The sequence below is a fragment of the Desemzia incerta genome, assembly GCF_900115825.1.
GTDB lineage: Bacteria > Bacillota > Bacilli > Lactobacillales > Carnobacteriaceae > Desemzia > Desemzia incerta.
In genome coordinates, this window is the sequence record NZ_FOXW01000002.1 from 23,267 (window position 1) to 38,693 (window position 15,427).

At 37.7% G+C, this 15,427-nt stretch carries 17 protein-coding genes, 1 other RNA gene and 2 other annotated features; of the genes, 4 read left to right on the top strand and 14 right to left on the bottom strand.

What is annotated here, in order from left to right; translation table 11 throughout:
* Positions 1-18 precede the first annotated feature (18 nt).
* Together BM137_RS02765 and gshAB are read right to left on the bottom strand one after the other, a co-directional pair.
* A complete protein-coding gene (locus tag BM137_RS02765) occupies positions 19-1,137 on the bottom strand; it encodes a hypothetical protein (RefSeq protein ID WP_092479639.1) in 1,119 nt (372 codons plus the stop codon).
* Between the two features lie 4 nt (positions 1,138-1,141).
* Complete coding sequence (gene gshAB, locus BM137_RS02770) at positions 1,142-3,427, bottom strand: bifunctional glutamate--cysteine ligase GshA/glutathione synthetase GshB (RefSeq protein WP_092479640.1); 2,286 nt, start codon at positions 3,425-3,427, stop codon at positions 1,142-1,144.
* Positions 3,428-3,755: 328 nt separating this feature from the next.
* Here gshAB and BM137_RS02775 point away from each other — a divergent pair, with 328 nt between their 5' ends.
* From BM137_RS02775 to BM137_RS02790, 4 genes are all read left to right on the top strand, one after another.
* On the top strand, positions 3,756-5,006 hold the full coding sequence (locus BM137_RS02775; protein WP_092479889.1) for a replication-associated recombination protein A: 1,251 nt from the start codon (positions 3,756-3,758) through the stop codon (positions 5,004-5,006).
* A gap of 95 nt (positions 5,007-5,101) precedes the next feature.
* Positions 5,102-5,293, top strand: a non-coding RNA gene (gene ssrS / locus BM137_RS02780) — 6S RNA.
* 97 nt (positions 5,294-5,390) lie between these two features.
* The gene (locus tag BM137_RS02785; RefSeq protein WP_092479641.1) at positions 5,391-5,672 is read left to right on the top strand and encodes a hypothetical protein; all 282 of its coding nucleotides are present in this window, start codon (positions 5,391-5,393) and stop codon (positions 5,670-5,672) included.
* A gap of 117 nt (positions 5,673-5,789) precedes the next feature.
* Positions 5,790-6,251, top strand: a complete 462-nt coding sequence (locus BM137_RS02790; protein ID WP_092479642.1) for a universal stress protein — start codon at positions 5,790-5,792, stop codon at positions 6,249-6,251.
* Positions 6,252-6,327: 76 nt separating this feature from the next.
* Here the strand turns inward: BM137_RS02790 and BM137_RS02795 are convergent, their stop codons facing one another.
* The 12 genes from BM137_RS02795 to mreD form a co-directional block, all read right to left on the bottom strand.
* Positions 6,328-7,518 (bottom strand): acetate/propionate family kinase, encoded by a 1,191-nt coding sequence (locus tag BM137_RS02795; RefSeq protein ID WP_092479643.1) that lies wholly within the window; start codon positions 7,516-7,518, stop codon positions 6,328-6,330.
* Positions 7,519-7,539: 21 nt separating this feature from the next.
* Entirely contained in the window at positions 7,540-8,547 is a 1,008-nt protein-coding gene (locus BM137_RS02800) for a class I SAM-dependent methyltransferase (RefSeq protein ID WP_092479644.1), read from the bottom strand.
* 291 nt (positions 8,548-8,838) lie between these two features.
* On the bottom strand, positions 8,839-9,123 hold the full coding sequence (gene rpmA / locus BM137_RS02805; protein WP_092479645.1) for a 50S ribosomal protein L27: 285 nt from the start codon (positions 9,121-9,123) through the stop codon (positions 8,839-8,841).
* A gap of 21 nt (positions 9,124-9,144) precedes the next feature.
* Positions 9,145-9,483 (bottom strand): ribosomal-processing cysteine protease Prp, encoded by a 339-nt coding sequence (locus tag BM137_RS02810; protein ID WP_092479646.1) that lies wholly within the window; start codon positions 9,481-9,483, stop codon positions 9,145-9,147.
* A gap of 17 nt (positions 9,484-9,500) precedes the next feature.
* Complete coding sequence (gene rplU / locus BM137_RS02815; protein WP_092479647.1) at positions 9,501-9,809, bottom strand: 50S ribosomal protein L21; 309 nt, start codon at positions 9,807-9,809, stop codon at positions 9,501-9,503.
* 15 nt (positions 9,810-9,824) lie between these two features.
* Positions 9,825-9,898: a sequence feature (ribosomal protein L21 leader region), on the bottom strand.
* A gap of 90 nt (positions 9,899-9,988) precedes the next feature.
* Positions 9,989-10,666, bottom strand: a complete 678-nt coding sequence (locus tag BM137_RS02820; protein WP_092479648.1) for an amino acid ABC transporter ATP-binding protein — start codon at positions 10,664-10,666, stop codon at positions 9,989-9,991.
* A 14-nt stretch (positions 10,667-10,680) separates the two neighbouring features.
* The gene (locus BM137_RS02825) at positions 10,681-11,316 is read right to left on the bottom strand and encodes an amino acid ABC transporter permease (RefSeq protein WP_177192481.1); all 636 of its coding nucleotides are present in this window, start codon (positions 11,314-11,316) and stop codon (positions 10,681-10,683) included.
* Positions 11,317-11,351: 35 nt separating this feature from the next.
* Positions 11,352-12,152: an amino acid ABC transporter substrate-binding protein gene (locus BM137_RS02830; protein WP_092479649.1), complete on the bottom strand. Its 801-nt coding sequence runs from the start codon at positions 12,150-12,152 to the stop codon at positions 11,352-11,354.
* Between the two features lie 36 nt (positions 12,153-12,188).
* Entirely contained in the window at positions 12,189-12,989 is an 801-nt protein-coding gene (locus BM137_RS02835) for an amino acid ABC transporter substrate-binding protein (RefSeq protein WP_092479650.1), read from the bottom strand.
* Between the two features lie 108 nt (positions 12,990-13,097).
* Positions 13,098-13,344 (bottom strand) — a binding site (T-box leader).
* A gap of 35 nt (positions 13,345-13,379) precedes the next feature.
* Positions 13,380-14,174, bottom strand: coding sequence for a septum site-determining protein MinD (minD, locus tag BM137_RS02840; protein WP_092479651.1), 795 nt, complete (start codon positions 14,172-14,174; stop codon positions 13,380-13,382).
* Entirely contained in the window at positions 14,174-14,863 is a 690-nt protein-coding gene (locus BM137_RS02845; protein ID WP_092479652.1) for a septum site-determining protein MinC, read from the bottom strand. The genes minD and BM137_RS02845 overlap by 1 nt, the downstream gene beginning before the upstream one ends.
* A gap of 42 nt (positions 14,864-14,905) precedes the next feature.
* Positions 14,906-15,427, bottom strand: a complete 522-nt coding sequence (mreD, locus tag BM137_RS02850) for a rod shape-determining protein MreD (RefSeq protein ID WP_092479653.1) — start codon at positions 15,425-15,427, stop codon at positions 14,906-14,908.

Consider the following 15,427-nt stretch of genomic DNA (forward strand, 5'->3'; position numbering starts at 1 on the left):
TCTCATTCATTTGTTTTTTTATTCCAAAATTGTATCACTCTTTGATTCGTTGAACAATAGCCATTCTTTTCTCTCACTAACGCTTTTTTCCAACCACCGCAATAGTATTTCTTCTGTTTTTAGTTGAGGATCCAGCACATCTGTCTGGATCAATTTCAAGCCTTCTTCTACAAATGTTAAAGCTTTTTTCGAGTCCACTTCAACAAAAAGGAAGTAAGCAGCCAGCACTCTTTTAATCGTGACAAACTCTCGGCCTTTGAAAGCTTGTATTTCTGCATCTTGAAACAGTTCTTTTGCTTCTGTTGCACGCTGTTGAATACTTAAACAAAACAACTTTTCAGCTTTCAACATGATTTTATCATAAATAGTCAACTTATCGACCGCTTCATATTGCTGTTCTAAAATCTCAAAAGCTGAATCAAATCTAAACTCAAACAGCTCTTTATAATAACTAAGGCGCATGACATAAACTGTATAAGGGTCTTCCAGAGGAATCGATTCTGAACGCTCAAAAGATTCTAACGGCAATTGACTTAGTGCTTTCCCATTAAACAAGTAATAAATGGTCCATAATTGATGATACATCATTTTACGATATTCCTTGCTTTGGCGGCCTTTTTTTAATACTGCTCCATCGTTCAGTTCTCTAGGAACGCCATTTGAAAGGAGGAAGAATACAGCTATTGCTGAAAAGATTAAGACAGGTATCATTGGCAAAACAGATAACTGGTACAACACCACAGCTATGACTAAAGCTTTAGCATTGAATATCAATCCTCCGCTCATATACAATTGATACGGATAATTTTCAGGATCCCATTTTTCATTCGGGACCATCAATGCTTGTCCCAAAGCTGCATTCTGTTTTTGCTTTTTAAGAACGATACGACCATTTACTTGGATGATCGACCAACTAAAAATACGGTAAGACAGAAAAGCATATCCAGTGAGCAGTCCAAAAATAAGGTGCCCTAATTCATGCACTACCATATGAAGAAGAAAAGAAAGGACGATGTACAGTAATAGCAGACTGAAGAAATAAGGCTGTATATCTACATCAATGAACAAAATGAGAGTCTCTGCTGCAAGAAGCAGGAGTAGAGGCCAGCAGATATTCCATATATCCTTAGCTTTCACAGCTTCACTCCCCTTTAATTGTTTTTGACAGTTCAGGAAACAGCATAATCAAGATTTCTTTTGTCAAACGGCGATTCTTTCCTTTATATACATAAGCATGCATGTGCATAGCCGGGTTAAAATTGGCTTCGATGACAGTGTAACCAGGATTCTGGATAGTACTTGGTTGTGTCAGATCCGGAATGATCAAATCAATTCCTGTTACATTTGCTTCAATCGCTTCTGCCATTTTTACAGCAAGCTCTTTATAGCTGTCGTGCATCTCATCCGTTACGTCGATCGAATCTCCGCCGGTACTGATGTTGGAGTTTTCTCTTAAATAAACGACCGTTCCTTTTTCAGGAATGCTCTCTGTGGAATAGCCTTGTTCTTTCAACATCAATTGTTCTATCTCACCAAGGACGATTTTTTCTAAAGGAGCTCTATGGTGCGTTCCTCGTAAAGGATCTTGATTCTTTTCATCTACTAATTCTTTGACTGTTGCTGCTCCATTGCCAATGACATTGGCTGGCGTTCTTAAAAGAACAGCAGGAACATGATCATTTACAACAAAAAAGCGGTATTCTGTACCAGCTATATATTCTTCTACCAATACAGAGGAATCCTCTTTGAAAGCAATTTTTACAGCTTGATTGAAATCTTCTTGTGTAGGACCATTTTTAAAAATGGAGATTCCTATTCCATAATTGGTCGACTTGGGCTTAACCACGATAGCTTTATGTTGGTAGCGCCAAAAATCATTTTGCGCTTCTTCAACTGTTTGGTATTCTCCGCCGCCTGGTACATGGAACCCATTTTCAGCAAGAATTTTTTTAGTGACCGTTTTATTCGCCATGATCAAAGAAGAAATATACGTATCCTTGGATGTCATATTTCCATTTTTCACGTATTCTACATGATTGCCGTAACTTAATTTAACAAATTGGTCATGCTCATCGATCACATCTACTGTGATGCCGCTTTGCAAAGCATCATGGATCAATAATTGAGTAGACATTTCTAAAGAAGTAAACCCTCTTAGTTGATACGGTTTTTCCATAGCTTCTTGTTTGTATTGTTGAGCTAATTTCATCCCAAAAGCGATATAGTCCCCTTCTGCTTCTATCCCATCCATAATTTGAGCAGATAAAGTTTTTTCAGGGTGTTCGAACAACTCTTTAGCCCATGCTACAGCTGCTTCAGCTTTTTCATATCCTGAGTGAACAGCCATTTGCTGCATTTCCTCTAATAGAGCCAGTCCTTCTTCTTTAAACTGTGAAACTTCTTTAGGATGTTCTACAGACGTCAAATGATTTTTTTCATCACCGGTTTTAGAGGTTACGGCTGTAGTCTCTTCATCCAACCAAATCATCAAATAACAGAACATCTTCACGAAAACAAGATCTTGTTCTGTGATGCTAAAAGAAGTGAACGGATTTAAATCAAAGTTGCGCAATTCAACATAGGCAATCCCTTTATTGAGCATATCTTTGACTTGTTTCGTACCACGTAGACGAATCGGAGAATAGAACTCCCGCTCTTCTGATAATGCCCCTGAAGAAACTAACGTTTGGATACTCTCTACATAAGCTTCTAATGATTCGTAAGAAACGATGACTTCTTCATCATTCGTATACCCTAGATGACTATTACGCAAACTGCGTGCATAGTGTTCTGGGACAGCTACATCTGATGGATAAAAGTTTTCCATCGCAGTCGGCGAAGCGCCGAATAAGTAACTTAACATCCAACGGTAACGCAAGAAATTTCGAGCCAGCTTCATATAAACAGCAGACTGAAAGTCTTCTTTTGACGTGATATCTGTTTGGTTTTCATATAAAGCATTTAAAATAGCTGTATCAAATTCAAAATTGATATGGATACCGCTTTGCATTTGTTTTTTCTTACCGTAAACTTTTGCTAAATATTCTCGGTATGCCACATCTGCACGTTTTTCCAATCGTGCGATCGGGATATCCTTTTCCTCAGGCAAGCTCCCTGGCATACTAAGCGGCCAGATCCATTCTTCATCATTCATCGAATGATACGTCACATCATGCAAAGCCGGCAGCCATTGGTTAATGCTTTTAGCTCCAGTCAACGGCGGTGTGATCAGCTCTAATTGAACATCGCTGAAGTCTGTTTGAATATAGGGATGAAAGCTTCTGCTTCCAAGTGTAGTCGGGTGTGGCGTTGTTGCTAGTGTTCCGTCTTTCTTAACTCGTAAACCTTCTTTTTCAATACCGATTACAGAACTGTTCCATATTGGTTTGATTGAGTGGTCTTTCATCATTTGTTTGATTGTTTGCATTATGTGTTGACACTACCTTCCTGAACAACTTCTCTTGATTACTTATTTTAAGTGAGAAGTTTTGTTTGTCAAAACTATTATCGCAAAGTTCCTAAAAAAAAGCGACCCAATTTGATTTCTCTTTTAGGATATCTTCATATATTTATTTCTTTTTAATGTAGTTTTTAGTGAATGACCATTTTTCGTTTGATGTATCGCCTTAATTACTGTCTTAAGTGAACAAACGTTTGCGATAAAATAGAAACTCTTTATTATCCATGATATACTAAATAAAAGTTTTTCTGCGAGGAGAGAATTCACATTGACGAATAAACCACTGGCCTTTAGAATGCGTCCTACTCATATTGATGAGATTGTCGGACAAAGTCATTTAGTAGGCGAAGGAAAAATCATTAAACGAATGGTAGATGCCAGAATGTTGTCTTCCATGATTTTATACGGGCCGCCTGGAATTGGTAAAACCAGTATTGCCAGTGCCATAGCGGGATCCACTAAATATGCTTTTCGCATGTTGAACGCTGCTACAGATTCAAAAAAAGACCTGCAAATCGTTGCAGAAGAAGCTAAAATGAGCGGCTCAGTAATTTTAATGCTGGATGAAGTACACCGCTTGGATAAACCAAAACAAGATTTTTTACTTCCTCATTTAGAAAATGGACGAATCATTTTGATTGGAGCGACAACGGAAAATCCGTATATTGCCATCAACCCCGCGGTAAGAAGTCGAGCACAAATTTTCGAATTGAAACCTCTCTCCATTGAAGAAATCAAAATGGCCATGGAACGTGCACTAAAAGATGCCAGCAATGGTCTAGGAGAATATCAAGTGGACATTGACGAACCAGCTCTATTGCATTTTGCTCGAGCAACGAACGGTGATCTAAGAAGCGCTCTGAACAGTTTAGAGTTAGCGGTTAAATCAACGCGACCTGATTCTGAAGGTGTGATTCATATCCCTCTTGAAGTCTCCGAGGAATGCGTACAAAGGAAAGCATTGACACATGACAAAGATGGAGATGCTCATTATGACGTGATCTCAGCGTTGCAAAAATCGGTTCGAGGAAGTGACGTCAATGCAGCATTGCATTATTTAGGACGTTTGATCGAAGCTGGAGACTTGCCGATTATAGCCAGACGGTTAATGGTGATTGCCTATGAAGACATTGGATTAGCGAATCCAGGAGCCTGTTCCAGAACAGTCACAGCGATTCAAGCTGCAGAACGCATTGGTTTTCCAGAAGCTAGAATACCTTTAGCCAACATCGTAATCGATTTGTGCTTATCCCCTAAATCGAATTCTAGCATTTCAGCTATTGATGCTGCTATAAACGATATACGTAATGGAAAAAGCGGTGATGTGCCCGATCACTTGAAAGATTCTCATTACAGCGGAGCCAGCAAGTTAGGACGAGGTGTAGATTACAAGTATCCGCACAGTTATCCTGGTGCTTGGGTAGATCAGCAATACTTGCCTGATAAACTCAAAAACGCACGTTACTTCGATCCGAACCATACCGGAAAATATGAAGATGTTTTGGCTGCTCAATACGATGCTATAAATAAGAAAAAGAAAAAATAGCGTAAACGCTCTCTTTATTATCTGTACAACGTTTCTCTTCAAAGCGTGAGCATATTTGATTGACAATTAAAGAACCCCATGCTACTATAAGGATAAGAATTCTGAGGTATGCGCGATGTCCTAAAATGTGTTGACCGAACATTTTTAATAAAACATTGGGATCCAAACTGAATCAAACGGATAACAAGCCTTTTCACTTGGAAGTTAGATGCTTGACAGTGGAGCCCACCTGCTAGATTGCGGGTTCAATACTACTTGGACGCATAAACGGTACCATCGGAATTTTACATACAATTTCAATTTAAAAAGCCATCCTTTTTGGGATGGCTTTTTTTATGGTGTATAATAAGGATAGTAAATGAGTCATTATTAGGAGGAATTTATATGTTATTATCTATTTTGTTTGTTATCTTTGCGGTTCTATTGCTTTATACAGCTTATTTTTTCTTGACTATGAAAGCTCAGGTTTTTCTCTATTATAAGAGCAGTGACGCCAGCGAAAAAACGAAGCCGATTTTTATGGGTTTTGGGATTGGTTTTCTATTGTGCGGGCTATTTTCCCTCTATCTCGCTTTCTTCTATACGATCATCCAAGCATTTGTCTTTTTAGGTATTGTGATGGTTCTTATTCTTTCTTTCTTGATTTATTTGAACAAAAGTATGTAACGAAGAATTCAAGTCAATGCACTTTTCATGAAAGCGATATCGTTTCTCTATGAAAATAAAAAAATATGCGTTACAATAGAAGTAGGTAAAGGATAGATAAAGAATGGAGTGGTAGGTATGTTGCAAGAATATAATCGTATTTTGGTCGCTATAGATGGTTCTAAAGAAGCAGAATCAGCTTTTAAAAAGGCTGTTCAAGTAGCTGTACGTAATAAGGCCTCATTATTGATTGCCAATGTTATTGATACAAAGGCTTTCCAAAGCATTTCCACTTTTGATGGGTCAATGGCTGATAAAGCTAGTCTGCAAGCTAGAAATACGCTAGAAGAATATGTTCGATATGCTAAAAACCACCGTGTCGAGGACGTTAGTTACGTCATTGAATACGGTTCTCCAAAAGTTCTGATCTCAAAACAAATTCCTGAAGAACATAATGTTCATTTGATTATGTTGGGGGCAACTGGTTTAAGCGCAGTAGAAAGAATTTTTATCGGTTCTGTTTCTGAATACGTTATCCGACATGCTGCTTGTGACGTATTGATTGTTCGTACAGACTTAGAAAACAAACCGACAGATTGATTATATTAGTAAAAAAGGAAGCCGCAATCATTTAAAATGATTGCGGCTTCCTTTTTTACTGAGTCGATTTAAAAAATTATTTTTTTAGACGTTCCACGTCACGAGCGATCATGACTTCTTCATCTGTAGGGATCAATAAGACTTTAACTTTTGAGTCATCTGTAGAGATAATGCGTTCTTCACCACGAACAGCGTTTTTCTCTTTATCGATTTCAGCACCAAACCAGTTGATACCATCAATAAGGATTTCACGAGTTTCAGCAGAGTTTTCACCGATACCTGCTGTAAAGACAATCGCGTCTACACCATTCATCAAAGCAACATATTGACCAATGTATTTTTGAACACGGTTATAGAAAATATCTAGAGATAATTGTGCTCTTTCATTTCCTTCAGCTGCCGCATCTTCAACATCACGCATATCACTTGAAACGCCTGATAATCCAAGTAATCCAGATTTTTTATTGAAGACATTAATCATTTCATTGATGTCAGTAATGCCTTCTTTTTCCATCAAGTATGGAATGATAGAAGCATCGATATCACCTGTACGAGTTCCCATAGTAATACCTGCTAAAGGAGTGAATCCCATGGATGTATCAATCGATTTTCCGCCTTGAACAGCTGTAATAGACCCACCGTTACCTAAATGGCAAGTGATCAATTTTAAATCTTCTAACGGACGATCAAGCATTTCTGCTGCACGTTCTGATACATATTGATGAGAAGTTCCATGTGCTCCGTATTTACGAGCCGCATGTTTTTCATAATATTCCATTGGAATACTGTACAAGTAGTTTACAGCTGGCATATTTGCGTGGAATGACGTATCAAATACAGCTACACTCGTAATGTTAGGCAACAATTTTTTGAATGCTTTAATACCAGTAGCATTAGCTGGGTTGTGTAATGGAGCTAAATCAGCTAAACGCTCGATCTTTGCCAATACATCGTTATCGATCAAAGCAGACTCTTTAAAGTCTTCTCCTCCGGCAACTACACGGTGTCCCACGCCTTCGATTTCTTCGTAGTTTTCGATGACATTTAATTCAATCAATTTATCTAAAACTTTTTGGATAGCAATTTCGTGGTTTTCAATATCTTCTACAATATTGTATTTTTCACCGTTATATTTTGTAGTGAAGATAGAATCTTTCAAACCAATTCTTTCGATGATTCCCGATGAAATAACTTGCTCTTCAGGCATTTCAAATAAAGTAAATTTTAAACTTGAACTACCAGCATTGATTGCAATTGTTTTTGACATGTGTCTTCCCCTTTTCTTCTCTTACAGATTTTCTTTCTTCCAAGTATCCACTTCCTCCATAAATTTTAACATGGATTGGTGGTTTTTCAAATCAGGAATGTTTCCTAACAATACTTGTTTAGCTTGTGCCGCTTTGTCCCCTTTTTTCTGAAGAATCAAAATAGACTTTTGAGACGGTTCATTTGCGAAGAGTTCTTTCGGCAAATGCAGCATCCCTTGTAAAAATCCGTATTCTTGAATAGCTTTCATCAATGAAGCCGCTTCAGAAGTTTCAAACAACAGTTTAGGTACTAAAAATAAACCAAAAGCATTTGGTTTTAGATACTTCAGACTTTGTTCGATCAATAAATGATGAGCGTAAGAATGTCCTTCTTTTGCTGCAGATGTATACACTTTTGCTCTTTCATCCACTGGATAATAGCCAATGGGCAAATCGCTAACCACTAAATCAACTGGATCAACTAATAAGTCTTGAAGAGCATCTTGATACGTCAACTTCACATTTTGTCTTTGAAGTCTAGTCGTCATAGCTGCTAAATCAATAAGCAAGTCATCGTTTTCGATTCCTTCTGCTTCCACTTCTACTTTAGCCGTCGTCAAAGCATTATAAACAGTCGACAACAAATTGCCCGTTCCTACAGCAGGGTCAAGAATCCGCATATTGTCCAGTGAAGAATCACGCAGTTTTTCGATAAAGTACACAAACATAAAACCAATGGCATCAGGTGTCATTTGATGATTCGGTTGTACTTTATCTTCTTTCAAACCTTTCAAGATAGACAATTGCAAAGCCTTTCGAATATCTTCAGGTTCCATAGCAGCAGTATCGATACTTTGGTAAGTCTTCATTAACTGATCAGTCGTTGCTGGATCCAAACTATTTTTTAATTCGTCTGGGATGCTTTTTTCAATCAGGTTGCTGCCCGTTTCAGTCAAAGCTTCTAAATATGAAAAGTCAATTTCATTTCTTAACAATTGGACTGTATTATCTAACGGATTAAAAAGTGCTTCAATGTCTTTTTGAGACAATCAAATCAACCTCTCTTCCTCATAACGATCATTTAATTGGGATAACATCATTTTTGATAAAAGTGCAAAGCTACTTTACCATCTTATCGAATCTATTGTGTATGCACAAGATACAAAATGATTTATTGGTTTTTCTAGGGCTTAATAATAATTAATCATTCATTAAGTTCATCTTATCCTTTTACCTATAGGTTCTCATAAGAGAAACTGGTAAACCGATTAACCTGTTTGCTTTAAAAATAACTAAAAAATAGGGGAGTGAACAATTGTCCACTCCCTTTTCTATTTCTATTATTGAGCTGCTGGGTATACAGAAACTTGTTTTTTGTCGCGGCCTTTACGTTCGAAACGTACAACGCCATCTACTTTAGCAAACAAAGTGTCATCTCCGCCGATACCTACGTTAACTCCTGGGTAAATTTTAGTACCACGTTGACGGTATAAAATTGATCCACCTGAAACAGTTTGACCATCAGCACGTTTAGCGCCTAAACGTTTTGATTGTGAGTCACGACCGTTAGAAGTAGAACCGCCCCCTTTTTTATGAGCGAAAAGTTGTAGATTCATTTTCAACATTTGGAATGCACCTCCATTTTTTTATTTGATGTTTAATTGAACATATTCAGAATATTGTTCTACTATTCCTGTTAAAGAAATAAGTAGGCTCTCAAGTAAAACTTGAGCTGTTTTCATCTGCTCTTCAGTTAAGTCTTTAACCAGTTCTACATATAAGTAGCCGCCTTCAGCTTCATCGTTTTGTTCGATGATAGGAGTAACTCCAGTTAAAGCCGTCAAACTATTTGCAGTTCCGATCGTTAAAGCCGAAACAGCTGCACAGACGATGTCGCTGCCATAGGGTCCTGACTCGGCATGTCCCGTCACTTCGAAAGAAACAATGTTTCCTCTGTCGTTTCGTTTAATAAATGCTTGAATCAATTGGAAACACCTCTTTATTATGCGTTGATAGCATTGATGACAACTTTTGTATATGGTTGACGGTGACCTTTTTTGTTGTGGCTGTGTTTTTTAGGTCTGTATTTGAAAGTAGTTACTTTCTTTTGTTTACCATGTTTAGCTACAGTTCCTTCAACAGTTGCTCCTTCGATGAATGGAGCTCCCACTTTAGTGTCATCTCCACCAACTAAGATTACTTCGTTAAAGTTAACTGTTTCACCAGCTTCAACGTTTAATTTTTCGATGTAGATTTCTTGTCCAACTTCAACTTTAAGTTGTTTTCCACCTGTTTTGATAATTGCGTACATATATTCGCACCTCCTTATTAGACTTAGACTCGCCGTCATGAGTGCCGTAATGGACTTGATAACTCAATTCCGCGCGGTTGTAGTTGTGGTGCTGCACATTTACAACATTAACATCTTACCAAATATAAAAGAAGCCGTCAATGTATTTTTCTCATTGACGGCTTCTTTTATTCGATCTTTTAGGCAATAAATAAATCAGACGACACTGAACGAGTACCATATTGTTCTGCAAAGTCGATATCGTGTGTAACGATCAAGATGCCGGTCCCATCAGAGGCTATTTCTTGGATCATTTTGCCGATACCGTTAGCTGTGTCTCTGTCTAAAGCAGAGGTTGGTTCATCAAAACATAAAATTTTTGGATTCAGCATCATTGCACGAGCGATTGCTGCACGCTGCTGTTGGCCACCAGATAAAGTTCCTGGATAAACATCTCTTTTATCCAAGATGCCCATCTGCTGCAATAAGCTTTCAGCCTTTTGAACGGCTTCTTCTTTAGTCATCAGCTTTTGTGCTAATGGTGCTTCTAAACAATTTTCTATGACCGTTAAATTAGGAAACAATTGGTAATCTTGAAAGACCATCCCAATTTGATTGCCATATGTTTTTTGTTCTTTTTTTGAAACATAGTCCGCTTTTCCTTCAGCATTTTCTTTGCACAAGAAAGTATCGTCGATCACTATTGTTCCATTGTCTGCTTTTTCTAATTGGTTCAATAATCGCATCAATGTTGTTTTTCCTGTACCGGATCTCCCCACAAGAGTAACGATTTCTCCAGCATCGATTGTAAAATCAAATTTCTTGATCACATCGATCCCATTGAATTGTTTAGTGATGTTTGTTGCTTTCAACCCCATTTGAATCTTCTCCTTTAGTAATTCGATTTCTTCTCAATTGCGTTTAAGGCTAATGTGACTAAGCCAGTGATGATCAAGTAAATGATTCCTACAGCTGCATAAGGCACCAAGGATGCATACGTATTAGCTGCAATTTGACCTGCTCGCAACAACTCTCCCAGCCCTAAAATGTAAATCAAAGAAGTATCTTTTACTAAAGAAATCACTTCGTTTCCAACTGACGGCAACACTACACGCATGACTTGTGGAATAATAATTTTGATAAATCCTCTGACACGCCCGATCCCCAACACTTTGATCGCTTCAAACTGACCATTGGGGACAGATAAAATCCCTCCACGGAAAATTTCGGCATAATATGCTGTGTAGTTGATAATAAACGTAAATACAGCTGCTGCAAATCGATCAAACGTGATTCCTACAAGAGGCAATCCGAAAAAGACTACCATAAGCTGAAGCAGTAAAGGCGTTCCTCTCATCACATAAATATAAACTTGAATGATCCATGTGATCCATTTAGGTGCATACACTCTTACACAAGCTACTAAAAAACCGAATGGAATGGTTACCACTACTATAATAAAAAATAACCCTAACGTTGTCTGCAGCCCATTTATTAAACTAGGCATGATCTCAGTAATCAAATTCATTTTTCTACACTCATCCTTTGCTTCGTTGCTTCATTTTATTCCGCGATCCATTTATCTTTTATTTCGGCTAAAGTACCATCTTTTTCCATATCCGCTAACACGTCATCCAGTTTTTCTAAAAATACCGTATCGGATTTTCTAACTCCTACCGCTGTATTCTCTTCAGCAAATCTTTCTTCCAATACTCGGTACTTTTCGATCCCTTTTTGTTTCATATAATACCGTGCGTACAATTCGCTAACTGCAGCAGCATCACTTCTGCCGCTTTCTAAATCGTTGAATACATCATTATAAGACGGATATTGTATCACATCTTGCCCTTCAAATATTTCTACAATGCCACTTTCGTGATTTTTCAACAAATCTACCGTACTGGATGACTGTTGAGAAGCTACTACTTTCCCTTCTAAATCTTCCCAATTGTTTATCGGACTGTCCGCCATCACAACAAAGATTTGTCCACCGGAAAGATACGGTGTCGTAAAATCAACTTTTTCTTTCCGTTCTTTCGTAACAGAATACCCGTTCCAGATCACATCAATGTTTCCTGAGTTGAGTTCGGTCTCTTTCATTGCCCAATCGATGGGTTGAAACGCTACTTCCATTCCTAAACGGTCAGCTGCTTCAGTTGCCAAATCTATATCCAATCCTACCAAGTTCCCTTCATTATCTCGGAATCCCATAGGTACAAACGTATCATCTAAACCAACAACAAACGTCTCTCCAGGTTCTCCAGTAAAAGAAGCTTTATCTTCCGCCGAAGTTTCTTCTTTACCACAAGCTAGTAAAACAAATGAAAATGCTGCTATGAGAGTGATCAAGTTTATCTTTTTCATATTCTATCAGTCCTTTTCAATAATATAGAAAATAGATTATTCTGCAAACCATTTTGCATAGATCTCGTCAAAGGTTCCATCAGATTTCATTTCTTCTAAAGCAGAATTGATCGCTTCTGTTAATTTATCGTCTTCTTTACGCGTACCAACTGCATATTCTTCTTCTCCAAAATTATCTTCTAATACCCGGTACTCAACATCTGCATTTTGTTTCATGTAGTAGCGGCCCAACGTTTCATCTACAACGATCGCTTCACTTCTGCCGGATGCTAGATCGTTGAATACATCATTGTTAGACGGGTAAAGAACCACTTCTCCATTAGCAAATGAATCAACGATATTTGAAGGGTCTGCATTGATTGCATCAACTGCACTAGAAGATTGTTGTGCAGCTACTGCTTTCCCTTTTAAATCTTCTTTTGTTTGAATCTCGCTGTCCTCTAATACAATAATGATTTGGCTGTTTTCTAAATACGGAGTACTAAAATCAACTTGTTCTTTTCTTTCATCTGTAATCGTGTATCCGTTCCAGATAGCATCAATATTGCCGCTTTTTAGTTCCGTTTCTTTCAGTGCCCAGTCAATGGATTGGAATTCAACATCGACACCCATTTTTTCTCCTACTTCATTCGCTAAATCAATATCAAAACCAACGATCTCGCCTTCACTATCTCTAAATCCCATCGGAGCAAAAGTATCATCTAACCCGACAACGAATTTTCCTTCTTCAATAATTTGATCATAAGAGTCAGTTTGGCCTTCAGTAGATCCGCAACCTGCTAGTAATGTTGTTAAAATACCCAATCCTAAAAGTGATTTCAATACTGTTTTTTTCATTTGTAATTGCTCCTTTTTTATCTCTATTTTTTTGTTTTTACTAAATATTTTCAGCTGCAGTCTGAAAATACAAAAAAATCGTCCTTTGATTTTCTTTTTAAAGAAAAATCAAAGGACGATTGACAATTACTATCGTGGTTCCACCTTTTTTCGCAAGTTCTTCACAGATACTTGCCTCATCACGTTCAAGACTACTAAACGCTAGTACTATAACGGGCACTCCCGGGTCAACTTACTAAATCAGTTCAGCTGCCAGCTCAGAGATGTGTGTTCAAAATTATTTCTTAGTTGCTTTCACCACCCGCAACCTCTCTAAAAAGATTTAATTCCTACTTTTTCTCTTCTTTGCTTTTAAAAAAGACTATTTAATTTAAAGGTACTATATCACAATTATTTCTTTTTGCCAAATATTTTTTGCCAGAAACTTTGCTTTTCTGATTTCATCGACATCAATGGAACGGTTTCACCTAAAATTCTGCGTGCGATATTGCGATATCCTTGCGAAGCAGCATTTTTAGGGTTCAATACGATTGGATCTCCGTTATTCGAAGAACGAACAACATCGTCGTCGTCGAAAATGATACCTAATAAGTTGATAGACAAGTGACGAGTGATCTCATCCACATCCATGACTTCACCGTCCTGCATCATTCGTTTACGAATACGGTTGATAATCAATTTTGGTTCTTCGATTTCCGTTTGCTCCAACAAGCCAATAATTCTGTCTGCATCTCGGATAGCAGAAATTTCTGGAGTCGTAACTAAAATCGCTTCATCAGCAGCGGCAATGGAGTTTTTAAACCCTTGCTCAATCCCAGCTGGGCAATCGATCAAAATATAATCATAATCTTTTCGCAATTCTTCTACGATATCGATCATTTGTTGTTCATTGATTGAACTTTTATCTGCGTTTTGCGCGGCAGGAAGTAAGTATAAATTATCGTTGAAACGTTTATCTTTGATCAATGCTTGATGCAATTTTGCTCTTTCTTCTACCACATCTACAATATCATAGATAATTCGGTTTTCTAATCCTAAGATAACATCTAAGTTGCGCAACCCGATGTCCATATCAATCAAACATACTTTTTTCCCTTGTAATGCTAATGCAGTTCCTAAATTAGCCGTAGAAGTTGTTTTTCCAACTCCACCTTTACCGGAAGTAATGACAATTGCTGTACTCATTAAAATAATCCTCCTGTCACTTTATCGATAGACGGCTGTATTTTCTTTAACCGATCCAACGTCTCAAAAGATAAGATATGTAAATCATTTATATAGGCTACTTCTACTTTACTAGAACGGCTTTCTTCGTCTTCGTTATCGATCACTTCAATGCTGTCAGCGATACGAATCTGAGCTTTAGTCAGAAAATCCGCTACAATAACAGCCGTAGTGTCCCCTTCGATTCCTGCATGAGCCAGTCCATGAAGTTCACCAATAATAAAAATACTGCCTTTCGCACGGACTACGCCTCCAGGATGCACTTTTCCGATTAACAGAATGTCTCCTGGAGCATCTATGATCTGTCCGCTGCGTACTGTTTGTACTTTCATTTCCAAACTCACTTCTTTTTGCCACTCGATTGCACGTTCGTAAGTCAAAACATTTGAGGTAAATGATTTGATCGAAAAGTGACTTTTTTCTTCAATTTTAGTAGATATCTGGCTTTTTTGCTCGTCATTCAACAAACGATTTCCTGAATGTACTTCCAATTGAATATCTTGGCGTGTCTCACCAGAAAGTTTTCGTTCCGCTCTTAGATGGTCCAGCAGACCGTCTAATTCTTCCAACAACTCTTCAAAAGAAGCTGTATCGCTTAAGTTTAATAAAAAGCCGTCTTTAATTCCCTTTAATGCAACATTCTGCTTCATTGAATCTTATCCCCCAATTTCAAAAGACTTACGAACCTATTTTTAATCGCGTGTGATAGCGTCAGCTAATTTTTTCAACGGATAGTAAAGGACCACCAACAATAGAGTGTTTAATAGCAGAGTTGGTCCTAGACGATTCGCTAAGAAAGTAGTGACATCAATGGTCGCTAAATCGATGACCATATAAAATCCATATAATAAAAACTCCGTTAAGCTCAGTTGAAGAATCGTTATCATAATCAACACTAATAAATTAGGATTTAGAATCTTTTTCAATTTATCGCTTAAATAAATCATTGCAGGGAGAAGGGACGTATAAATCCCTAAGATCCCTACATAATAACTGTCGTAAAGCAATCCCAGAAGGATCCCAAAAAGTATCATATAGCTGCGATCAATATAAAAAGCAAAGATAATCGTGCACACAATAATCAATCTGGGAACCATATCACTGGTAGCTGTATACATTTGTGCAGAAAAGACCGATGCGATTACTCCATCTAATAACAGAGCTATAAACAACGTGAGCGGAACAAAAATATTGATTCTTGTTTTTTTCAACAT